Below are 23,369 nucleotides of genomic sequence, written 5' to 3'. Positions count from 1 at the left end.
TTTTTTTCATTGTGTTCTCCATTTTAGTGGTCACTGAAGTTTAATTTTAAACGGAGCTCTTTGAGTTGTTCGTCATCAATTGGTGCCGGAGCATCAATCATCACATCACGTCCGGCGTTGTTTTTAGGGAATGCAATAAAATCCCGAATGGTTTCCTGACCTCCTAAAATGGCAACTAATCTGTCCAGGCCAAAGGCCAATCCACCATGGGGTGGCGCACCATATTGAAAGGCATCCATTAAAAAACCGAATTGGGCTTTGGCTTGCTCAGGGGTAAATCCTAAATAGTCGAACATTAAGGACTGGGTTTCCTTATCGTGAATTCTTATGGAGCCCCCTCCAATTTCATTCCCATTAAGGACGAGATCGTATGCATTGGCTTTTACGGCACCCGGGTCCGTTTTTAACAGGTCTAACTGTCCGGGTTTTGGTGCAGTGAAGGGATGGTGCATCGCATGGTAGCGTTGGGTTTCTTCGTCCCATTCCAACAGCGGAAAATCCGTTACCCATAATGGGGCAAATTCATTCGATTTGCGCAAGCCCATACGGGTTGCTAATTCCATACGCAAAGCACTTAACTGGGACCGCACTTTGGCGGTTTCACCAGAAAGTATACATATTAAATCGCCTGCCTGAGCACCCGTGATTTCCGCCCAGGTTTTGAAATCCTGGTCATCGTAAAATTTATCGACGGAAGATTTATAAGTCCCGTCCTCATTGCAGCGACAATAGACCATGCCTAAGGCCCCTATTTGCGGACGCTTTACCCAATCTATAAGTTGATCGATCTCCTTACGGGTATACCCGTTGCCGCCCGGAACAGCAATACCCACCACCAGTTCAGCCGTGTTAAAAACATTGAAATCTTTATGCTGCGTTACCGCGTTGAGCTCGCCAAACGCCATGCCGAAACGAATGTCCGGTTTATCATTCCCATAGCGACACATGGCTTCATCGTAGGTCATCCGGGGAAATTTTTCAACGGTCACGCCATTGACGGCCTGCAGAAGATGGCGTGTTAATCCTTCAAAGGCATTTAAAATGTCTTCTTGTTCAATAAAGGCCATTTCACAATCTATTTGGGTGAATTCAGGTTGCCTGTCCGCCCGTAAATCCTCATCCCTAAAACATTTCACGATTTGGAAATATTTATCCAGGCCCCCAACCATAAGCAATTGCTTAAACGTTTGCGGGGATTGCGGGAGGGCGTAAAATTCTCCGGCGTTCATCCTTGAAGGGACCACAAAGTCGCGGGCACCCTCCGGGGTCGATTTTATTAAATAAGGGGTTTCAACTTCTATAAATCCTTCCTGAGACAGGTAATGACGCACTTCCTGAGTGACCCTATGCCTAAAGATCAAATTATTTTTAACCGGATTACGACGAATATCCAAATAACGGTATTTCATACGCAACTCCTCACCACCATCGGTTTTGTCCTCAATAGTAAAAGGCGGAAGAATGGCCTCGTTTAAAATGCGTAGCTCCCGGACCAATACCTCGATATCCCCGGTGGGTATATTGGGGTTTTTAGAGGCACGCTCAATAACGGTCCCCCGGACCTGAATAACAAATTCACGACCTAGGTTTTGAGCGATTTCAAAGACCTGTTTTGGGGTGCGTTCTTCATCAAAAACCAATTGGGTTATCCCATAGCGATCCCGCAAATCTACCCAAATAATAAACCCTTTGTCTCTTGATTTTTGAACCCAACCCGCTAAGGTAACATCCTCATTGATATCTATGGCCCTTAACTCGCCGCATTTATGACTTCTGTACATTCGTAGTAAATTAAGGTGCAAATTTAAAGAATTACGATGGAGATAACTTCATTTGAAGGTCTTTTTTAGGTATTTTCAAGGTTCTTTATCGCCTGCTTACCGTCACTAGTAGAAATTTTCGTTTCAAATGAAATTTAAAAATTACCTTTATTGAAATTTAAAGTTTATTGGAATGAAGTTAGTTCGTATTACAGGCTCGAAATTACTCCTGCTGGTATTTTTTACCTCTTTTATTTTGAGTGGCCAACAGAAAACCGGAAATATTGTTGAATACTTTGGAAAGGAGAAAATCAACAAAATTGAAGAAGGAAAACTAATGCACGTTTTTACAACGGGACTGGCCTTAAAAGTCCAGAACATGCGGTTTAATTCCTCCTCTTTTCCTGAGGACCCTGTTTTCGGCAAATTTTTAATGGATCCTTTTTATACCCCTAAAAGAGGCGATGTTTTTAATATTAATTTTTTGGGTCAGGTCATGCCATGGGAGGCCATAGCCGTAGATTCTACCAACACCTTTAACGACGGCAATTTAAGATCCAGTTATGTCTATCTTAACTATTACGCCAATAGGGAGCAGGTCGTTCTATTTGAAGCCTCGGGACATTCACTGGTGCTAATCAATGGCTTACCGCATGAAGGCGATCACTACGATTTCGGCTATAATTTAGTGCCCTTAACCCTAAAAAAGGGGAATAATACCTTTGTGTTAAAAGTGGGCCGTTTTCCAAGAATTCGGGCGCGGTTAATCGAACCCAAGCAGAAGGTGCAGTTCACTACCCGAGACATGACCTTACCCGATATTTTAGTGGAAGAAGATCAGGCCTATTTGGGGGCCATACGTCTTGTTAATGCCACCGAGAACTGGGTGAAGAGCCACCGGGTCAAAAGCACGGTAAATGGGGCCATATTAGAAACCAAGATGGCCGATATCCCGCCCATGAGTGTCCAAAAAGTAGGGTTTACCATTGCTGCGGTTACCGATAGTGCATCATATGGAACAAACGATTTGAAAGTGGAAGTATGGGATGGCAACAATGAGTTAGTCGATTCTAAAACCATACCGATTCAGGTCAAGTCGAAACACATACACCATAAACGAACCTTGCAAAGCCATATCGATGGCAGTATTCAATATTACAGTGTGGCCCCTTCGCTCCAGACAGACCTGGAGGACAGTGCCTTATTCTTGTCTGTTCATGGGGCTTCGGTCGAGGCCGTAAACCAGGCGAATGCGTATAAAAAGAAGGATTGGGGGAATTTGATTGCCCCCACCAATCGGCGTCCGTTTGGATTTGCCTGGGAAGATTGGGGCCGCTTGGATGCGCTGGAGGTCCTGTCGGAGGCCAAGCGTATTTATAACCCCCATCCGAATAAGATTTATTTGACGGGGCATTCCATGGGAGGACATGGAACATGGTATCTGGGAGCAACCTATCCCGATCATTTTGCAGCCATCGCCCCTTGTGCGGGATACCCAGATTTATTACTCTACAGGGACAGTTTTTTAAATCGTCTTAAGGAAATGCCTGAAGCGGAACTGAATCGATATGGCATGACTCCCAAAGCCCTTGAACGACTTAAAATGGACGATGTGAAAACCCCTGTAGAACAGATGATTGAACGGGCAGGCACACCAAGTAGAACCCTGAAACTTATCCGTAATTATCTGCATCATGGGGTTTATATTTTGCACGGTGAGAAGGATAATGTCGTACCCACGTATTTGGCACGTGACATGCGTGAACGATTGGGGAAATTCCACCCCGATTTTTCCTATTATGAATATCCGGGGGGCGAGCATTGGTATGGGGACCATAGTGTGGATTGGGACCCCTTGTTTAATTTCTTCAAAGAACGCACCATTCCGGAGGATTCCAGTATGACTAAACTGGAATTTTATACAGGATCACCGGGCGTGTCATCGAAATCTCATTTCATCACCATACATCAGCAGGAAAAAGCGTTCGAGGTAAGCTCATTCCACTTCACCAACGAAAAGGGTTGCCATATCACTACAGATAACGTGGCCCTAATTGAAGTTGATTTTAGAACCCTGGAAGATACGATATCCCAGCTTGTTATTGATGGGTCCAAATTTAAGATATCTAAAAAAGATAAGACCTTTTTCAAAAAAGAAACGGACCAATGGCGCATGACCTCGGCCCCGTCGTTACAGGAAAAAGGGCCACACAGAAATGGGGGGTTTAAGGATGCCTTCAGACACAATGTGTTGTTGGTATACGCTACCCAGGGCACCGAAATGGAAAACGAATGGTATTATAACCGGGCGCGATTTGATGCGGAAACCTTTTGGTATCGTGCGAATGGGCATATAGATATGGTTAGGGATGTGGATTTTTCGTTAAAGGCATATCCCAATCGCAACGTGGTGCTCTATGGGAATGCGGATAACAATGCGGCTTGGGATCAACTCTTAAAAAATTGCCCGATACAGGTAAAGGACTATGGGGTTAACATTAACGGAAAGACCTTGTTTGGCAACCAGTGGGGCATGTATTTTATCGTACCGAGAACAGATAGTGACCTGGCCAGTGTTGGGGTGGTAACCGCAACCGGAAGTAAAGGGATGAAGGCCGCTTACATGAATCATTATTTAGTGAATGGGACCACCTTTCCGGATGTCGTGTTATTTGACGACACCGTATTGACCGAAGGCATGAGAGCGGTAAAATGGGCAGGATTTTTTGGGAATGACTGGTCGATTGATGGCGGTGATTTTGAATGGAAGTAGTCCTGTTACAGAGATGTAACCTTGACGCGCTAAAGCGTCATCAGGATCGTGATTTAGGGGTTTAAAACCACAGGGGGCGGGCTATTTTAAAATTCTTAAAAACCCTATAATTTACTGCATTAATCCCTAAAGAATGCGTTAAAAAAGTAATGAAATCGTAATAATTTTGAGTTAATATTAATATATTAGCAACAACTAACTCAAATATTTTTATTATGATTAAACTTTTACCAATCAAATTAATTGCATTTTTAATGTTAATTGGGACATCAAACAGTCTTCTCGGACAAGAGGTTTCGGGAACTGTGATTGATGATACCTCGCAACCTCTTCCGGGAGTTTCGGTAATCATCAAAGGAACTTCAACAGGAACCACCACGGATTTTGATGGAAATTATGCCATTAATGCCAATAACGGGGATGTTCTTGTATTCTCCTACGTCGGTTATGAAACGCAAGAGATCGTTGTTAGTGGACCTACCATTAACGTGACCATGCAATCTGGTGTGGCACTGGCAGAAATTGTTCTGGTGGGCTCAAGAAATCCGAGTAGAACCGCCGTAGACACGCCGGTTCCGGTCGATGTCATTGATATTTCCGAATTAACCGCACAGGGACCACAGGTTAATTTGAATCAGATCTTAAATTTTGTGGCACCTTCATTTACCTCCAATACCCAAACCATATCCGATGGAACGGATCATATCGATCCCGCATCCCTAAGAGGCTTGGGGCCGGATCAGGTATTGGTGCTCATTAATGGAAAAAGAAGACACAATTCATCCCTGGTGAACGTTAATGGTACCTTTGGACGGGGTAGTGTCGGTACCGATTTGAATGCCATACCTGCCGGAGCCATTAAACGACTGGAAGTCTTGCGTGATGGTGCCGCTGCACAATATGGTTCGGATGCCATTGCCGGGGTGATCAATATTGTGTTGAACGATAATGTCAATGAACTCAGCTTTAATGTCACTACAGCAGCATATTTCTCCGAAAATTCCAATGATCAAACCGGCGGGGTTGATGGCGAAACCGTGAATGTGAGTGCCAATTATGGCTTGCCCATTGGCGACAACGGTGGTTTTATCAATTTTACCGGCGATTTTGATTTTAGGGAGCATTACAGCAGAATGAAAGAATGGGAAGGCACGATTTTTAATCGGTATAATACCATAGAACGATTTGCTTATAATGATGGATATAATTTATCTAATTTTTTGGATGATGATTTAGATAATACTTACATAGATGATTTAATAGCATATGCAAATCTAGCAGGTTTAAATGTGCCTCTCGATGCTTCAAAACAAGATTTTACAGGAATTAATGATGGGATTAATTCTGTTGCGGGGTATTTGACACAGTTAACTTTCAATGATGATGGAGAGATAAATGGAATAACTCCACAGGACAATACGGAGGCTGAACTTGCCGCCAGAGGTCTGCAGCGCAGCGATTTTAACATGCGCGTGGGGCAGTCGGAACTGCGCGGAGGCCGCTTTTTCGCCAACATGTCTATTCCTTTGGATGATGCCGGAACCGAAATCTATTCCTTTGCAGGGCTAAGCTCCAGAAAGGGGAATTCGGCGGGATTCTACAGATTGCCTAACCAGGAGCGCACCTATACACCCGCTTATATAGACGGGTTTTTACCGGAGATCAATTCCACGATTACCGATAAATCGGTCTCAGTGGGTATCAAAGGCCTGGTTAATGGTTGGAATGTCGATTTAAGCAATACCTGGGGAAAGAATGCCTTTCTATACACCATAGGGAACACCTTTAACGCTTCCATGCAAAAAGCATCGCCGACCTTTTTTGATGCCGGTGGCTTTAGTTTCATGCAAAATACGGTGAATTTGGACATTAACCAGTTCTTTGACGATACCTTAAATGGGTTGAACATCGCCTTTGGAGCAGAATACCGATTGGAAAATTACGAAATCATAGCGGGTGAAGAACCCTCCTATGGGCAATATACTCAGGAAGGAGAACTGATTACGCTTCCCTCCCAGAATCCTGCCGTAGATTTCTTTGGACGGGCCAGACCCGGTGGTTCGCAGGTATTCCCCGGATTCAGTCCGGCGAATGAATTGTCTCGTGACCGTAACAGTATTGCGGCTTACCTCGATTTGGAAGCCGATTTTACAGAAACCTTTTTGGCCAGTTTTGCCACACGGTTTGAGGACTACTCCGATTTTGGATCGACCATCAATTTTAAACTGGCCACCCGCCTTAAAGCAAGCGAGAATATAAATATCAGGGCCGCCTTAAATACCGGTTTCAGAGCACCATCCCTACACCAATTGAACTTTAACTCCACCTCCACCATATTCCAGGATGGGATACCCGTTGAAGTGGGCACCTTCTCCAATGACAGTCGGGCGGCAAAACTTTTAGGGATTCCGCAGTTAAAGGAAGAAACCTCACAGAGTGTCAGTTTAGGCTTTACGGCTAAACTGCCTGAGGCCAATTTAACGGTAACTGTGGATGGTTACTTTGTGGCCATTGACGATCGCGTGGTTTACACCGGTCAATTTAGAGGGCCGGGTACCGGTACCGAACTGGACAATCTGTTATCACAGGCCAATGCCTCGGCGGCGTCGTTCTTTGCCAATGCCATAGACACGGAATCCAAAGGGTTGGATGTGGTATTGACCCATAAGGCCAATATCGGAACCAATTCACAATTAAAATCCGATTTATCCGGGACCTTCTCCAAAACAAAACGGGTAGGGGATATCAAGGCCTCCAGAGTTCTGGAAGAAGCCGGATTGGTCGGCACTTATTTTCCGGAGGACAGTAGAATTTATTTGGAGGAAGCCGTTCCGAGAACGAAGGTAAACCTAACCAACAGTCTAACCACCGGGAAGTTTAATGTATTCCTCAGAAATGTTTGGTTTGGCGAGGTTTCGGAAGCCACCACCACAGTGGCCAACCAACAGGTTTATGGTTCTAAACTAGTCACGGACCTGTCCTTAGGATATAGAGCTTCGGAAAGCTTAACCTTTACCATAGGAGCAAATAATCTGTTCGATATTTATCCCGACAGAACCATTGAGGCCAACCGCAGCAGCGGTCGTTTCGACTGGTCCAGGCGCTCCCAGCAGTTTGGTATAGGAGGGCGTTTCCTTTTTGCCAGAATGAGTTTTAAATTGAAATAAAGATAAGATATTATGAAGAATGCCTCAGCGCTAATAGTTGAGGCATTTTTATAATATAAAATTTAATTTTTTTCCTTAACTAAAACGATCTGCAGGCTAGGAATGTTGATGTTAAACTGTCCTAATTCATAGAATAATTTAACCTCTTCTGTTATTTCATTTTGATATTAAAACCATTAAATACTGGCACGAATAAAGTCCAACAGAAAAGTAATGTATCAAAATGGTTGCTATTTAATTAACTAATTCAAAAACTATCTCATTATGATTAAACAATTACCAATAAAATGGATGGTGTTCTTGATGTTACTTACTACATCAGGTGTACTCGTAGCTCAAGTCGTTTCAGGAACTGTAATTGATGATGCCTCGCAACCTCTTCCGGGGGTTTCGGTAATCATCAAAGGAACTTCAACAGGGGCAACGACAGATTTTGACGGAAACTATACTATAAATGCCACTAATGGAGATGTGCTTGTATTTTCTTATGTGGGATTTGAAACTCAGGAAATTGTTGTTGACGATACTACCGTAAATGTAACTTTACAGCCGGGTGTTGCTCTGGATGAAGTCATATTGGTAGGTAATAGGTCCAAGCCAAGAACCATTTTGGATTCTCCAGTGCCAATAGATAATATTGGGGTTTCAGAATTAATAAATACCGGTCAGCCAACTGTAGATAAAATGCTCACTTATAAGGTACCATCATTTAATTCTTCCAATCAAACTATTTCGGATGCGACTGCCCATTTTGACCCTGCCGATTTAAGGGGTTTAGGACCAAGTAGAACCTTAGTTTTAGTTAATGGAAAGCGCAAAAACCAAAGCGCACTGGTCTATATCAATGACACTCCTGGTAAGGGAGAAGTAGGAGTTGATTTAAAAAGTATTCCCAGTGCGGCCATTGAGCGCATAGAGGTCCTAAGGGATGGTGCCTCAGCACAATACGGGTCTGATGCCATTGCAGGTGTAATTAATATGGTTTTAAAGAAAGATGTAGAATATTCAGTCGTAAATGCAAAATCAGGGATAACTACTGAAGGCGATGGATTTAATTTTGGAGTCGATTTTAATTCGGCATTGAAATTGGATGATAATGGCGGCTATTTTAACTTTACTTTAGGGTATTATGAACAGGAAAAGACGGACAGGTCAGGGAATCCGGGAGGAGATGGCTTGTTTGGCGTTTTGTATGATGCAGGGATTATACCCATTCAGGCGGCTGATGGTTTTCTGGCATCGAATGGTCAAGTGGCCACAGCACAGGATATTTTGAATGGAACAACAGATTGGCAACAAGCCAATCCGGATCAAGGGGCTATTGTTGGTCAGCCAGAAATTAAAAAGATGGATATTTTCTTCAACGCTGGAGTACCCTTTAAAAATGGTGAAGGAGAGTTTTATAGTTTTGGAGGAATGACTTACAGAAAGGGAAAAAGCTTTGGTTTATACAGAACACCATTTTGGCCCGGTATTCCTGGTCAGAACAGTCCGGGGAGTAATCCCTTATTTGATGGCATTGGGCAATATCAAGGGTTTCAACCAACCTTTGAAACCGATATTAGAGATAACAATGCAACGGTTGGAGTTAAATGGGACTTATTAGGTTTCAATGCGGATTTAAGTGGAACGTATGGGCGAAATGCAGTCGACTATGAGGTGAACAATAGTATAAATGTAGATTTGGGAGCAAACAGCCCAACCGGTTTTAACGTAGGGGGATACACGTTTAGTAATACCTTGGCGAATTTAGATTTTTCAAGAAATTTTGGACAACTTAATGTCGCTTTTGGAGCCGAGGTAAGAGGAGAACGCTTTACAGCAATTCCGGGTCAACCGGAATCTTATTTTGGTTCAGGGGCACAATCTTTCCCCGGTTTACAGCCCACCAATGCAGTTAGGGCTAAAAGGGAAAATTATGGCATCTATGGCGATATGGAATGGGAACCTACTGACGCATTGTTGTTGGGAGCAGCTGTACGTTATGAAGATTTCAGTGACTTTGGTGATAATACATCATGGAAAGTGAATGCCAGATATTCCTTAGGAGACCAAGGCGCAATAAGGGCTTCTTATAGTACTGGCTTTAGGGCACCTGCATTACATCAAATATATTTAAGCAATATACAAACATTGGTTTCCGGAGGAACTATTTCCAATCAAGGAACATTTAATAATGTTGATCCTATAATACGCGAAGGATTGGGGGTACCTCAATTAACTGCCGAGACTTCAAAAAATATTGCGGCGGGAATTACATTTAAACCGACTTCAAATTTGTCGTTATCTGCTGATTTTTATAACGTGAAAGTGGATGATCGTGTACTTTTTACCGGCGAAATAGGATTTGATGGAGATTCAGGATCAAATAATCCCGTTGAACAAATTTTGTTAACGAATTCGATTACAAGTTTAAAATTCTTTATTAATGCGGTTGATACCAAAACTACAGGCGTCGATATTGTTGTTAATTATAATAATATTCCTTTCGGAAATGGCAAGTTAGAGGCTACTTTGGCGGCAAACTTTAATGAAACAAAAATTGAGGGGACTATAAATGTGCCAACAATATTAGCAAATAATGGATATAGTGATGCCTTTTTTAATAGAAAGGAACAGTCCAGAATAGTTTCAGCCAGGCCCAAATCTAAAATTCTATTAGGGTTTGATTATGATATTAATAAATGGACATTTATTCTGAACAATACCTATTTTGGTGAAGTTACGTGGCAGCATGCCAGTAATCCTGGCAACGATCAAACGTTTTCGGGAAAAGTAATTACCGATTTGATATTGAATTACAATTTTTCTGAAAAACTATCAGCTAGTATTTTAGTAAATAATTTACTTAACGTTTATCCTGATGAAATTGACCCTGGGGATGACATAGAGGTTGATTTAGGAGGACGATTTAAGTATCCATGGGAGGTCAATCAATTTGGCTTTAATGGTACTATAATTAGTGGCAGTTTAAGTTTTAAATTTTAATCCATTTAAAAGGGTAATAAAAAAAGCTTCAACACGATGTTGAAGCTTTTTTTATAGACTTAAATGAGGTCTATCAGCGTAGAGGCCCGGGCCCTATTCTTGACCTATGGCATTAATTTTACGGTACTTCGCCACGCGATTACTGTACAGCCACATTTTAAATTTAGTGACCAGAAAGAATAGTATAGGCACCACAATCAGGGTTAAAAAGGTGGCGATAAGCAGGCCGTAAATGACCGTTTTGGCCAGTGGACCCCAAAAAATAACATTATCCCCTCCGGTATAGATATTAGGATCTAAATCACCGAATAAGGTAAAAAAGTTAATATTCAAACCGGTAGCCAAAGGGATCAGTCCTAAAATGGTGGTTATGGCTGTGAGCAATACCGGACGTAAACGGGCCCTGCCGCCTTTAATGATAACTTCTAATAACTCCGGTGTTTCGAGATATTGTTCGTCCTCCAAGTCCAATTCCACTTTTTTCCTGTCAATAAGAAGTTGGGTGTAATCCAGCAATACCACCCCGTTGTTCACCACAATCCCTGCCAACGAAATTATCCCCATCATGGTCATCATTATTACAAATGAACTTCCGGTCAATAAAATACCTCCAAAGACACCAATAAAACTTAAGAACACAGCCATCATAATGATGCCGGGTTTTGAAACGGAGTTAAATTGAAAGATCAAAATGAAGAAAATCAATCCCAATCCTGCCATAAAAGCCCCATTAAGAAAACTTTGTTGTTTTTCCTGTTCCTCAATTTGACCGGTATAATCCACCTTTAAGGAAGCGGGCATTTGGCTGAAATTCTTCATTTCATTTTGAATTTTGGTCACAATGGCCCTGGCATCAATGAAGCCCGGGGCTAAAGCGGAATACAAGGTAACCACACGTCTTGTGTCGCGATGTTTTATGGCACTAAACCCCGAGGTGTTATTGTGTTCCGCCACAGTTGAAACGGGAATTTCCTTAATTTGTCCGGAAGCCATATCCCTAAACGTTATTTTTTGATTGAAAATGGAACTGGTATTATATCTGTTTTCTTCATTGAATCGCACGTAAATGTCATAGTCCTCACCCTCTTTTTTATAAATACCGGCCTTCGCACCAAAAATTGAATTGCGCAATTGTTGCCCTACCTGCCCGGAAGTAATGCCCAACTCACCTGCCTTTTTGGTGTCGACAAGAACTTGCATTGAAGGTTTGGATTTGTTGACATCTATCTTTAATTCATCAATGCCTTCTATGTTTTTGGAGTTGATATAATTACGCATGTTTTCAGCCGTAACGATCAATTGCGAATAATCATCCCCTTCAAGTTCAATATTTATGGGATACCCTGCCGGAGGGCCCACAGGATCCTTTTCTACAGAGATACTAACACCGGGATAAATGCCTTTTAAGGCCTCCTGAACTTTTTTAAGTAAATCATTACTATCTGCCCCTTTGCGATATTTGAACTCCCGCATGGTCGCGGTGATCTTACCGCGATGCGGCATTTCGGCCGCGGATCCGCCATCTGTTTGTGGGTTACCTGCCCCTTCACCTACCTGGGATACGGCACTTTCTGTTAAGAAGTTATAGTTACCATCCATGTAGACGTCATCATTAATAATCTCGTAAACACGATGCTCGATGTCTTGGGTAATGGCATTAGTCTTTTTAATATCTGTGCCTTCGGGATATTCGATATAGACAATAATCTGGTTGGGTTTATTATCCGGGAAGAACTCCACTTTAGTATGGCCTGTCCCCATTGAAATACCGAAAGTCATAAATGTAATCAGCAATAGCAGAACAGTACCTACCGAAATAAAAACCGGTGTTTTACCCTGTAAGGCCGTCCGCAGTGTCCTTTCATAATAAAGTTCCCATTTGGGTAATACGTTGTTTTGAAAAGCATTGGCCCATCTTCTAAGGAATAATCTGTAAATCCAAAGCAATACAACGGTAACCATCATTAAGGTTCCGAGGCCTCTGTAGCTTCCTCCAAACACAAAAATTAGTAAACCGATGACTCCAAATATGACCGAAATTCTAACGATTTGCTTTAATGGCATGTTCTTGTCTTCCGTAGTCATAAATTGAGAGACCATGACGGAGTTAAAGAAGATGGCAACAAATAATGAAGACCCTAAAACAACCGATAAGGTCACTGGAAAATAGATCATGAATTGACCCATTAATCCCGGCCAAAGTCCCAGTGGAATAAAGGCAGCAACCGTGGTTACGGTAGATATGATAATAGGAAAAGCGATCTCGCCAATCCCTTTTTTAGCAGCCTCTATCCGGGGCATGCCCTCAGACATCAAGCGGTATACATTTTCGACCACCACAATACCATTGTCCACCAACATTCCTAGCCCCATGATTAGTCCGAATAGAATCATGGTGTTCATGGTGTAGTCTAAGGTATTGAGGATCATTAGCGACATGAACATGGACATGGGAATGGCAAATCCGACAAAAAGCGCATTTTTAAAGCCTAAAAAGAACATGAGAACCGTTACTACCAGGATGATCCCAAAAATGATGTTATTCACTAAGTCATCTACCTGCCCAATGGTTTTAGAGGATTGGTCGTTGGAGATGGTAACTTTTAGGTCCGGAGGGAAAATGGATTCTTTGGCATGCTTAACAATGGCTTCTATTTGTTCGGCAGCTTCGACCATGTTTTTTCCGGCACGCTTTTTTACGTCCAGCATCACAACAGGTTCACCAAACTCTCGTGCATAGGTGGTCTTGTCTTCATCCTTAAAGGTGACCGTGGCGACATCCCTGAGGTAAATGGAATTGCCGTTTTCCGACTTTACTACAAAATTATACAGTTCCCCGGGGTCTTTAATTTCACCCAAAACCCTAATGGTTCTTCGCTGTCCGCTCGAAATTAAATTCCCGGCAGACATCGTCATATTTTCTCTACTAATGGTATTGATAATATCATCAAAACTAACCTTGGCTGCCATCATTTTGTAAATATCGACAGCTACCTCAACCTCTTTTTCCTGCGCCCCTCTAATATCTACCTGCTTTATTTCCTGAAGGCCTTCAATTTCATCCTCCAAATATTCTCCATATTCCTTCAATTTATCAACAGGATAGTCTCCCGAGATATTAATATTTAGAATAGGGATTTCTTCAGACATGCTTAAATCGAACACATTAGGCTCAACCTTGGCCCCGTTAAAGGTGGGCCAATCTTCACCTGAGGTTTCGGAGTCTACTTCATCCTTCACTTTTTGTTTAGCAGCATCAACGGTAATGCCCTCATCGAATTCCACTATAATAATGGAATAATCTTCTTGAGAGGTGGACGTGATTTCCACGACGTTGCTTACTGTCTTTAGTTTGTCCTCAATAGGATCGGTAATTAATTTTTCAATATCCTCGGCCGTGTTACCCGGGAAAACGGAACTGATGTAAATCTTGGTTTCCTTTATTTCCGGAAAGCTTTCACGGGGCATGCTAAAGTAGGCCCCCGCGCCCAGGAAAAGGATTAATACAATTAAAACATACATGGTCGTTTTATTGTTAATAGCCCATGATGATAACCGGAATTCCTTATCTACTTTTTTCTTTTTTAAATCTTTGGTCATTGGTTCTTTTGCTTTAGGATATTAACTAGCCCCTTCAGTATGGAGGATTTTGACTTGTTGGCCATCTTTTACACTTCGTGCACCTTCATCGACAATTTCAATACCATTTGTTAAACCGGAGATCACTTCTATATAATCGCCCTGTGTTTTGCCTGTTTCTATAATTTCCCGTTTGGCCACGGCCAGTTCTCCGGATTTTTCGGTTATGGTATAAACGTATTGTTCGCCATCGGCATTTTCGGATATAATACTTTGCGGAATTAAAATCGCCTTTTCGTTGATATAATCGTTGATTTTAAGTTTAGCCGTTAAATTGGGTTTAATGGTTTCGTCAGTATTATCAATAGCGATTTCAACCTTAAAAGTACGATTGGCGGGGTTAATGAAATTTCCTGCCTGACGCACTTTGGCCTTCATTTCTTTTCTTAGAATGGGAAAATTGACGATGACCTCCTTACCGGTGGTGACATCGGTTATAAAACGTTCGGGCACATCCGTTTCAACATACATGTTTTGAAGGTTGACAATCCTGAATAATGGAGACTGGCCTGCTGCAACCACACTACCTTGCTCGGTGATAACATCATCGATGGTACCGGAAAATGGAGCGAGAACAACGGTCTTGGCAATGTGTTGTTTTAGCTGGTTAACGGCGCGCTCCTGTGCTTCATAGGAGGATTTGGTTTGTAGATATTGAATTTCGCTGCCTATATTTTGATCCCATAAGCGTTGCTGACGTTCGAAGGTCGTTTTAGCTAAACCCGCCTGGATTTCCAATTGTGCGAGCTGCTGACTCATGCCGCCGTCGTCAATTTTGGCCAGTAACTGCCCTTCTTTAACATGTTGCCCTTCTTTAACATAAACCGTTGTTAAGGGACCTGAAAACTCGGGATATATAATTAGGTTTTGTTTGGTGCTCACATTACCTTGCAATTCTACAAAGTGGGTAAAAACGGTCTCTGTGGTCTTAAAGGCCGTGATTAGAGGTATTTTTTCCTGTGGGTCCAATTCCTTTATTTTGATTTCCAGTTGTTTGAGTTGTGTATCTATGTCCTGTTTGGCAGCATCTAGTTCTGCCTTCTTCTTACGGATTAATTCGAGATTGTCGGTGGCAATGATATCTTCAGTGGATTTTTTATGGCCATCACCACAAGACGTCCATAGTAATGCTGTAGTAAAAAGAATATATAAATGTTTCATTTCAGGATTGATTTTTAGTTATTGATAGTGTTTGAAATGGTTTCTAAAGCCGCTTTATTGTTTATCACATCCAGCATGGCTTGTAAAAATTCTTGTTGTGCCGTATACAATTGTATTTGGGCTTGCCGAAGTTCAAAGCTTGAGGCAATACCTTCAAAGAATTTCGTTTGATTTTTTTGTTCAATACGTTCGGCCAGATTTAGATTCTGCTTTTTGTTTTCATAATCTTCAATGGCAAATTGGTAATCGCTTTTGGCCGTTTCAATTTGAAGGTTTAAGCGTTGTTGGGTTTCGGTTAAATCATTCTTCGCTTTTTCAAGATTGATCATAGCCCGTTGGGTCGAGGCACTTCTCATACCAGAACTAAATATGGGAATTTTTATGTTTAGACCGAATACCCCGTAACCGTAATATTTTTGGTTCGTATCCAAAAAATCAAAATTATCACTGTAGGATACATAGCCTCCACTTAAGAAGGAGCTCACCGTGGGTAAGGCTTTGCTTTTTTCGAATTTCACCAATAATTCTTTCGAGGTTTTATCGTTTGCGGCAATTTGGTAATCAATGGTGTTTTCGACCTCAAAAGGGCGGCCTAAGAAATTGAGATCAATTTGTCGTGCCGTAAGGGATTCCAGGTTATCCGCTAAGATCGTGGGGGTGTCGATTGGAAGACCTAAATTAATATTTAGCATTTGATAGGCTACTTTTTTCAATCGGTTGGTATTGCTAAGCGCGCTTTCCACACCAGAGAGCGTTATTTTTAGTTGTTCAACACTCTCTTCTTCCTCTAAGCCATTTTCGTAAATTTTAGTCAGTTCCATAAGGTTCTTTTCAAGGGCTGCTCTGTTTTTTTCTAAAATAGTGGCACTTTCCTCAACTAATAAAACATTTCCATAGGCATTGATCACGGATTTCCTAACCTCTAAGTCCGTTTTGATTTTCGCATTTTTTGAAATTTCTAAAAATACCTTTGCAGACTGCAGTCCAACGAGATAGGATCCGTCAAAAATGAGTTGGGACAAGGTAGCAGAGGCGTTAATGTTTTGCTTTAATCCAAATGCTACAGCAGAGTATTCACCTTCCGGACCTCCAAAAGCACTTGAAGGAAAGACCTGTACCTGCTGTTTAATAAAATCCTGATAGTCTACTGCAGCATTAAGCTGAGGTAATCCTGTTGCTGTGGTTTCCCATTTTTGTTTATAGGCGGCATCAATATCGTGAGATGCATTTAGGGCAGCCCTGTTGTTTTCCAGGGCATAATCAATAGCTTCTTGCAAAGTAAAACTATTGTTCTCTTGGGCATAAGTAAAGGTGGTTATTATCAACCCGAAAATGATCGTTAGTCGGTTTATCATGTTTCTATTCTGATTAGGACTGATTGTTTATATATTGTTTTAACGTGTCGAGGCCTTTTGGTGTGCAAATACCCCGTAAGTGATATTCTAAAAAATAATCCATGATCTCGTTCATGGAAAAATGCTTTAAGGGAAAGAGCTCCTTGTCCTTTATGGCTACCATGGAGTTAAAATAAATTCTGGAAATAAATTCTACATTAATCGTATCTCGGTACAGACCATCGGTAATACCGCGTTGTAAATTCGCTTTAACGCAGCGTTGCATGACTTCAAATTGTTTGTGTTTTAGGGTTGCAAATAAGGCCGGATAATATTTTTGAAGCTGATATTGCGGTGAGGATTTTTCATCTTTTAAATGGTTCATGACAAACTGTTTAATATCATAAACCTCTTCAATGGGGTTTTTGTGCAATTCACAAATAGCATCAATGCCTTTTGATATGATCTGGAACAGGTTCATTACGGTAGCTTCGACCAGCTTTGTTTTGTTATCGAAATGTTGATAAATGGTCTTTTTAGAAATTCCCAGGGCATCTGCAATATCGTCCATGGTAACACTCTTAAACCCGTAGTTCAAGAACATATCTGCGGCGTGATGTAAAATTTTTTCTCTCATAATAAGGTGCAAAACTACGATGGGAAACTTTAAAAACAAAAAAAGTTTCCAAAGTTTTACATTTTTTTAACATATATTTTACCTTCTCATAATTTCATTTCTTTTTTTAAATTATTTTTACGGCATGCTACCAATAGAAGAATACCATCGTCATTTTATAACTTACTTAAATCAGTACAGCCATAGTAAAGAGCCTGTAAATCTTTATGCCCCCATTGATTATATACTGCATCTGGGAGGGAAGCGGCTCAGACCAATTTTAACGTTAATGACTGCGGATATTTTTAATGGCAGTTTTAAAGCGGCTTTGGATGCGGCATTGAGTATTGAGGTGTTTCATAATTTTTCATTGGTTCATGATGATATTATGGATGGTGCCCCATTACGGCGAGGACAATCGACAGTGCATCAGAAGTGGGACGTGAATACGGGGATTTTATCTGGAGACGCCATGCTCATTATGGCGTATCAGCTGTTTGAAAATTACCCGCCCCAAACCTTTCAGACTTTGGTGACATTGTTCAGTAAAACGGCTATTGAGGTCTGTGAAGGCCAACAGTACGATATCGATTTTGAAACCAGAGCGGATGTCACCATTCCGGAATATTTAAAAATGATTGAATATAAAACGGCTGTTTTAGTGGGCGCTGCCATGAAAATGGGGGCTATAGTGGCGCATGCGAAACCACAAGATCAGAACAACATTTTCAACTTTGGCAAAAATTTGGGTATTGCCTTTCAACTGCAGGACGATTATTTAGATGCTTTTGGGGATACGGAATCCTTTGGGAAGCAAGTTGGGGGCGATATTATTGAAAATAAAAAGACCTATTTGTATCTCAAGGCACTGGAATTTTCGAATGAAAGGGATAAGGATGTTTTGAAGCAATTATACTCAACAGCCCCAAAAGAGGGATCTGCAAAAATACAAACCGTCAAACAGGTTTTCATATCATCAGGAGCGGCCGAGGCGACGAAGCAAGCCATCCGGGATTATACCAATAGGGCCTTTTCGGATTTGGAATCTTTGCAGATTTCTGATACGAAAAAACAATTGCTCAAAGATTTTGGTGTACAATTAATGCATAGAACCGTATAATGCCTTTGCCGACTACTTTTGAAGCATTAATACAGGAGGCCCATCAATTGGATTTGTACAAAAAGTTGGTTGTCCAACTCAATAAGGATTTTTTATTGGCCAACATCCCTTTAGATTTTGATGAAAATATACGGCCGGATCGTTTAAAACATTTGCTTCACGAATGCGTGTACAGACTCCTGCAAGACCAATTTGCAGATTACCTTAATTTACTATATATCATAGATGTGTCGGAACAACAAATTAAAGCCTTGAATGGTGAGGATATGGTTCAATTGGCGGAAGCGGTTACATTTTTAATTTTAAGACGTGAATGGCAGAAGGTTTGGTTTAGGCATAAAAGTTAAATTTATTTAGGATAAATTTGTCTTAAATAAGTATTATTCTAAATTTGTCTTGATATAATAAATTATTATGTTTTCGAAAGCTTGCGAATATGGTATAAAGGCAACGATTTTTATCGTGTTAAAGTCTCATGAAGGCAAACGTGTAAATCCTAAGGAAATTGCTAAGGAAATTGATTCACCGGAAGCCTTTACCGCAAAAATTTTACAGGCTTTGGTAAGGCATGAAGTTATAGTTTCCGTAAAAGGAACCTATGGCGGTTTTGAAATTGACAAGGACAAAATATCGACCATTAAACTTGCGGATGCGGTACGTGCCATTGATGGCGATTCTATTTTTAACGGATGTGGTCTTGGTTTAAAAAGCTGTGATGAAGATCACCCCTGTCCGGTACATGATAAATTTAAGGACATTCGTGACGCTTTAAAAAATATGCTTGAGCAGACCAGTTTTGAGGAATTGGCATTTAATATTAAATCCGGGGCTTCTTTTTTAAAACTCTAAAAGCACGACATAATCGTAATAGTAATGCCTATAATTACCTTAAAAATCCTTTTTCTTAGCCTTGAACACCATTCTCATAACCGGTAAGATGGTCCATAATATTAACATGAAAATGGAGAGGATTAAGCCGTAATCAGTGCCGAAGAATTTTTTAAATATGGCACCCGTATACCCCATTAATGCGGAAATATCCAACTTTAAAAGAATAAGTGTTCGGGACAGGTCGATGGGGTTTAGCATGGTGCCCACCAACGAAAGTTTATCTAATGGATAGTCTTCAAAGAGGATCAAGGCCATTAGAAAAAAGCCATCATAAATGACCGCTAAGAATAGCCACAATAACATCGCGTAACCGAAACCTCTAATTTTATTTTCGTTTGAAAGGGCAATATTAAAGGACAGGGCGGTAAAAATAAAGGTTAAAAACGTACCTGTTATGAGTAAAAGTGAAAAATTCCAAATGGCAGAAGATTGCAATAGCCCATACATAAGGAAGGGGACACCCAAACCCAAAATTAAACTCATGGAAAGAGATAAAGCCACCCCTAAATACTGTCCCAGAAAAATAGACGATCGTTTTAAGGGTTGTGCCAGTAATAATTCGGTAAATTCCCTGGAGTTGTAATAGTACATCACCCCAAAAATGGTTCCGATTAAAGGAGCCAACACAATAATAACGTTCATTAGGGTTATGACCGCTTTGGAGAGGTCATTGTTTAAAAAGAGTAAAACGATGCCCAGCAAAAAATAAAACAGCAAATACACATAACTCCATCGGCTGCGCATGAGATCAAAAAAACTGTATTTTAATATTTTAAGCATGGTTGTTTGATAATATGGATGCGATGGCATGTTCAAAATCCTGTTCCTGCGTTTTGGCTTTTAATGCTGAAACAGAACCTTTAAAATAAATGTTACCTTCAAGTAAAAATACAATCTCATCGGATACTTCTTCAACAAAACTCATAATATGGGACGTAATCAGAAGGGTTTTGCCTTTGGCTTTTTCTATTTGTATACGTTCTTTTAGGAATAGTAAAGAAATGGGGTCCAATCCCGTTGTGGGCTCATCCAGTATAATTAAAGGGCTATCGAACATGAACGTTAAAACGATATTAACTTTTTGCTTGGTCCCCCCCGATAGCGTCCCTAATTTTTTATCTAAAAAAGGGGCCAATTCAAATCGTTCCATTAATTCCAGATCAGTTCCGGGATCACCCCTGAGATTCTTTATCATTTTTATCAATTCCTTAACCTTCAAATTACTAGGGAAATTAGCAATCTGGGGTAAATAATTGATTTGATGCCGATAGGATGAATTGGACTTTATGTTCTTTCCAAAAACCATTAGAGTTCCTTTGTCCGGAATAACCATACCTAAAATGGATTTAATTAGGGTCGTTTTACCCGAACCGTTGGGTCCCAAAATAGTGAAGATACCACCTTGATGAATCTCGAGGTTGACACCGCTCAGCACGGTGTTCTTATTAAATCTTTTATATAGATTCGTGATGCTTACCATTGAATTTGTGTTGTTGATGGATGGAAATCCAATAAATTATCGGGTGTAAAAACAGGAGATACTTTTTCTGAAAAATCAATGAGGTCCATAAATAAACTACGCAGTAAAATAATGGTTTCGGGCGTTCGGTTAACAAGATATGAAAATAGTTTTACGGGACGATAAGGTACATCTCCAATACCATCCCGGTCCAAGTCATATCCGGTATAGCCGCTCCAATAGTTGTGATCGAATACATTGTCGTTTACTTTACTGTTATAAGCGATATCAAAAGCGTTGTACAAAAAATTATTTTCCAGGAATTGATTGGTATAGCAAGCACCCCGTACTTTTATGGCCCAGCCATTGTGGCTAAAATCGTTGTTCTTGTATACAATTCGGTTTGAACCTTCAATATTAATACCAATGGTATTTTCATGGAAGGTGTTACCAATAATTTCGGCATCGTTAATTTCTTTGAGCAGCATACCATAAGAGGCCGTCCCCCAATTAGTCATAAACGTATTATGAAGCATTTTTATGTTTTTGGAAAACATTACCGCTACACCGGCTCCATTATTTTTAAAGGTATTGCCTTGATAAATGTTGTCGTTAGAAAACATAAAATGGAGTCCGTAGCGCAGATTTTCCGTACTCACATTGTTTTTAATCAGGCAGTGGTTTGAAAATTCCAAATAGATGCCGTCACGCACATGTTCTATAACATTGTTTACAATATCGATGTTGTTGCTGTACCAGAGTTGAATGCCGTTCCCTGAGTTGTATTCTTGAATGGCTTCACCAATAATTTTATTGTTAAAAATCTTACCGAAATTGGATTTTTCTAGATAAATACCGAAAAATAATTTTTCGAGAATTAAATTTTTAATGGTGAAATGTGTACTGCGTTTTATTCTAACGGCCGCATGATCCTCGGTGTAACTGGTGCCTACATTAATAATATATAAACCGTCAACTGTGACACTATCGGAAACCACAGTCAAAATTTCACCCTTTAGTTCGCCATCTATAATGGGATAATCTTGTCCTACGATGGTTAAGGGTTTGTTTATTTCAATATCATGCTCTTTGTAGGTGTCTTTTTTAATAAGAATGGTATCGAATGGTTTGGCCTGAATAATTGCTGTTTTAATGGATTTAAAGTCACAATTTTTACACACCTCAACAACTTGGGCAGAAGTTAATGCGTTAATTGACATAATAACTAATAGGGTAATATGTTTCAATAAGGATGTCAAAATTAGGTCTTATAGGTTTCTAAAAATGAATATACTAAGAATACTGCTATGGTCATGAATTAAAACTTCCCGTAACCCTGTTAACGCTTATTCGCTCAAATGCAGAAGAAGTTCATTCCAGTTATATAAACGACCGCCATTTTCCTGTTGTATTTTTTCAGCATCGCTCCTGTATTTAAAAGCCGATAAAAAAGCACCCATAGGACTGGGAATTTGTTTACTTATTAAAAAGGTGGCTTCCGTAGCATCGATGAGGACTTCAGGTTCTGTAAAATTGTTGGACAGGTATAATTCAATTTCAGCAACATTAAAATCTTTCATAAAGTGAATCATACATTCGGTGGCATCGAACTTGTACACCTTACCTTTTTGAGTGACCAATTCTGCGGCATGCACCTTATCCACAATCGTCATTTTGCAAAAATAGCAGCTCTCATGTCCATAATCTATGGCTTGAGGCGCGACATTACAACCCGCAAATATAAGAGCAAGGACAAGGAATAGACCGTATTTTAGTATTTTGATTGCCATTTATAAATTACCTTTTTTGTAGTTTTTCTTTCCCATTTTATAGGCTATTAAGGAGCTGAAAATTCCTAGCCCCAGGAAATAGGCACCCAATCTCGGATAGGAATGTGCTGTAAAATTTAATATTTGTTTGGTTCCGAATAAGGGCGGTTGAAAACCCATCACGGATCCATCGGGATTGGTAAATTTCATAATGGCCTTAGGGTCCAGATCATGACCATAATCGTGTTCCCATAAATAAAAATCATATATTCCGGCAGTACTTAATAGGACCATTAAAATAAACCAGTATAAAAACCATTTATAGTTGCCTTTAAATGCTATGATGACTCCAATAAGGGTGGTAATAAGAATACCCAATGGGAAAATTTTAAATTCTGGAATGGCCTCCGGAATGTATTTCATACCTACATAATGATTCATTAAATTAATGTTTTTAATGTCGTGCGGATTGGCATCGGAAAAATCATTGATATGGATATACATGCCCAGGGGTGTTGGGTATTGCGGGGCCTCCAGGGTGATCTTCCAAAGTGGAAAAAGGAACAGCCCTAAAGGGAGTAGTGCGGCAATAAGCATTATAATATTTGACTTTTTCATCATGTGAAGTCTGAAGGTTAAAGCTTTCAAGTGTTTTCATAAAAAGGCGAGAGCGAAAAGTTCTCTCGCCTTTG

Annotated in this window: 16 protein-coding genes; 6 read left to right on the top strand and 10 right to left on the bottom strand. The window is 40.5% G+C overall.

The genetic code is table 11. From position 1 onward, the window contains the following. Window positions 1–23: 23 nt before the first annotated feature. Window positions 24–1,781: an aspartate--tRNA ligase gene (aspS, locus tag MR054_RS06285; protein WP_242157019.1), complete on the bottom strand. Its 1,758-nt coding sequence runs from the start codon at window positions 1,779–1,781 to the stop codon at window positions 24–26. A gap of 172 nt (window positions 1,782–1,953) precedes the next feature. On the opposite strand from aspS, the gene MR054_RS06280 reads away from it, so the two are divergent. From MR054_RS06280 to MR054_RS06270, 3 genes are all read left to right on the top strand, one after another. Continuing rightward, complete coding sequence (locus MR054_RS06280) at window positions 1,954–4,533, top strand: carboxylesterase family protein (RefSeq protein ID WP_242157018.1); 2,580 nt, start codon at window positions 1,954–1,956, stop codon at window positions 4,531–4,533. A gap of 215 nt (window positions 4,534–4,748) precedes the next feature. Continuing rightward, window positions 4,749–7,700, top strand: a complete 2,952-nt coding sequence (locus tag MR054_RS06275; protein WP_420868328.1) for a TonB-dependent receptor — start codon at window positions 4,749–4,751, stop codon at window positions 7,698–7,700. A 264-nt stretch (window positions 7,701–7,964) separates the two neighbouring features. Continuing rightward, a complete protein-coding gene (locus tag MR054_RS06270; protein WP_242157017.1) occupies window positions 7,965–10,688 on the top strand; it encodes a TonB-dependent receptor in 2,724 nt (907 codons plus the stop codon). Between the two features lie 93 nt (window positions 10,689–10,781). Here the strand turns inward: MR054_RS06270 and MR054_RS06265 are convergent, their stop codons facing one another. The 4 genes from MR054_RS06265 to MR054_RS06250 are packed head-to-tail and all read right to left on the bottom strand — an operon-like array spanning window position 10,782 to window position 17,459. Next, window positions 10,782–14,288, bottom strand: coding sequence for an efflux RND transporter permease subunit (locus tag MR054_RS06265; protein WP_242157015.1), 3,507 nt, complete (start codon window positions 14,286–14,288; stop codon window positions 10,782–10,784). 21 nt (window positions 14,289–14,309) lie between these two features. Next, window positions 14,310–15,488 carry an efflux RND transporter periplasmic adaptor subunit gene (locus MR054_RS06260; protein ID WP_242082993.1) on the bottom strand — a complete coding sequence of 393 codons (1,179 nt, stop codon included), beginning with the start codon at window positions 15,486–15,488 and terminating at the stop codon, window positions 14,310–14,312. A 14-nt stretch (window positions 15,489–15,502) separates the two neighbouring features. Further along, window positions 15,503–16,843 (bottom strand): TolC family protein, encoded by a 1,341-nt coding sequence (locus MR054_RS06255; protein ID WP_242157014.1) that lies wholly within the window; start codon window positions 16,841–16,843, stop codon window positions 15,503–15,505. 13 nt (window positions 16,844–16,856) lie between these two features. Then, entirely contained in the window at window positions 16,857–17,459 is a 603-nt protein-coding gene (locus MR054_RS06250) for a TetR/AcrR family transcriptional regulator (RefSeq protein WP_242157013.1), read from the bottom strand. A 124-nt stretch (window positions 17,460–17,583) separates the two neighbouring features. On the opposite strand from MR054_RS06250, the gene MR054_RS06245 reads away from it, so the two are divergent. From MR054_RS06245 to MR054_RS06235, 3 genes are all read left to right on the top strand, one after another. After that, window positions 17,584–18,558 (top strand): polyprenyl synthetase family protein, encoded by a 975-nt coding sequence (locus MR054_RS06245; protein WP_242157012.1) that lies wholly within the window; start codon window positions 17,584–17,586, stop codon window positions 18,556–18,558. Continuing rightward, the gene (locus MR054_RS06240) at window positions 18,558–18,905 is read left to right on the top strand and encodes a hypothetical protein (RefSeq protein ID WP_242157011.1); all 348 of its coding nucleotides are present in this window, start codon (window positions 18,558–18,560) and stop codon (window positions 18,903–18,905) included. The genes MR054_RS06245 and MR054_RS06240 overlap by 1 nt, the downstream gene beginning before the upstream one ends. 67 nt (window positions 18,906–18,972) lie before the next feature. Then, window positions 18,973–19,407, top strand: coding sequence for an RrF2 family transcriptional regulator (locus MR054_RS06235; protein ID WP_242157010.1), 435 nt, complete (start codon window positions 18,973–18,975; stop codon window positions 19,405–19,407). A 39-nt stretch (window positions 19,408–19,446) separates the two neighbouring features. Here the strand turns inward: MR054_RS06235 and MR054_RS06230 are convergent, their stop codons facing one another. The 5 genes from MR054_RS06230 to MR054_RS06210 all read right to left on the bottom strand — a co-directional run bounded on the left by MR054_RS06230 (window position 19,447) and on the right by MR054_RS06210 (window position 23,295). After that, window positions 19,447–20,229, bottom strand: a complete 783-nt coding sequence (locus MR054_RS06230; RefSeq protein ID WP_242157009.1) for an ABC transporter permease — start codon at window positions 20,227–20,229, stop codon at window positions 19,447–19,449. Beyond that, window positions 20,222–20,929 (bottom strand): ABC transporter ATP-binding protein, encoded by a 708-nt coding sequence (locus tag MR054_RS06225; protein WP_242157007.1) that lies wholly within the window; start codon window positions 20,927–20,929, stop codon window positions 20,222–20,224. Before MR054_RS06225 ends, MR054_RS06230 begins: the two co-directional genes overlap by 8 nt. After that, a complete protein-coding gene (locus MR054_RS06220) occupies window positions 20,923–22,128 on the bottom strand; it encodes a nitrous oxide reductase family maturation protein NosD (protein ID WP_242157005.1) in 1,206 nt (401 codons plus the stop codon). Before MR054_RS06220 ends, MR054_RS06225 begins: the two co-directional genes overlap by 7 nt. 126 nt (window positions 22,129–22,254) lie before the next feature. Further along, the gene (locus MR054_RS06215; protein WP_242157004.1) at window positions 22,255–22,698 is read right to left on the bottom strand and encodes a nitrous oxide reductase accessory protein NosL; all 444 of its coding nucleotides are present in this window, start codon (window positions 22,696–22,698) and stop codon (window positions 22,255–22,257) included. Further along, window positions 22,699–23,295: a hypothetical protein gene (locus MR054_RS06210; RefSeq protein WP_242157383.1), complete on the bottom strand. Its 597-nt coding sequence runs from the start codon at window positions 23,293–23,295 to the stop codon at window positions 22,699–22,701. Window positions 23,296–23,369 lie beyond the last annotated feature (74 nt).

Source organism: Aestuariivivens sediminis (assembly GCF_022662105.1).
In the GTDB taxonomy this organism is placed as follows: domain Bacteria; phylum Bacteroidota; class Bacteroidia; order Flavobacteriales; family Flavobacteriaceae; genus Aestuariivivens; species Aestuariivivens sediminis.
Note: the sequence above shows the minus strand (reverse complement) of the source record. Positions and strands in the feature narration are given on the sequence as shown.

Coding starts and splice junctions, on each gene's coding strand:
- aspS (WP_242157019.1), bottom strand. CDS start 1,781: ATGTACAGAAGTCATAAATGCGGCGAGTTAAGGGCCATAGATATCAAT.
- MR054_RS06280 (WP_242157018.1), top strand. CDS start 1,954: ATGAAGTTAGTTCGTATTACAGGCTCGAAATTACTCCTGCTGGTATTT.
- MR054_RS06275 (WP_420868328.1), top strand. CDS start 4,749: ATGATTAAACTTTTACCAATCAAATTAATTGCATTTTTAATGTTAATT.
- MR054_RS06270 (WP_242157017.1), top strand. CDS start 7,965: ATGATTAAACAATTACCAATAAAATGGATGGTGTTCTTGATGTTACTT.
- MR054_RS06265 (WP_242157015.1), bottom strand. CDS start 14,288: ATGACCAAAGATTTAAAAAAGAAAAAAGTAGATAAGGAATTCCGGTTA.
- MR054_RS06260 (WP_242082993.1), bottom strand. CDS start 15,488: ATGAAACATTTATATATTCTTTTTACTACAGCATTACTATGGACGTCT.
- MR054_RS06255 (WP_242157014.1), bottom strand. CDS start 16,843: ATGATAAACCGACTAACGATCATTTTCGGGTTGATAATAACCACCTTT.
- MR054_RS06250 (WP_242157013.1), bottom strand. CDS start 17,459: ATGAGAGAAAAAATTTTACATCACGCCGCAGATATGTTCTTGAACTAC.
- MR054_RS06245 (WP_242157012.1), top strand. CDS start 17,584: ATGCTACCAATAGAAGAATACCATCGTCATTTTATAACTTACTTAAAT.
- MR054_RS06240 (WP_242157011.1), top strand. CDS start 18,558: ATGCCTTTGCCGACTACTTTTGAAGCATTAATACAGGAGGCCCATCAA.
- MR054_RS06235 (WP_242157010.1), top strand. CDS start 18,973: ATGTTTTCGAAAGCTTGCGAATATGGTATAAAGGCAACGATTTTTATC.
- MR054_RS06230 (WP_242157009.1), bottom strand. CDS start 20,229: ATGCTTAAAATATTAAAATACAGTTTTTTTGATCTCATGCGCAGCCGA.
- MR054_RS06225 (WP_242157007.1), bottom strand. CDS start 20,929: ATGGTAAGCATCACGAATCTATATAAAAGATTTAATAAGAACACCGTG.
- MR054_RS06220 (WP_242157005.1), bottom strand. CDS start 22,128: ATGTCAATTAACGCATTAACTTCTGCCCAAGTTGTTGAGGTGTGTAAA.
- MR054_RS06215 (WP_242157004.1), bottom strand. CDS start 22,698: ATGGCAATCAAAATACTAAAATACGGTCTATTCCTTGTCCTTGCTCTT.
- MR054_RS06210 (WP_242157383.1), bottom strand. CDS start 23,295: ATGAAAAAGTCAAATATTATAATGCTTATTGCCGCACTACTCCCTTTA.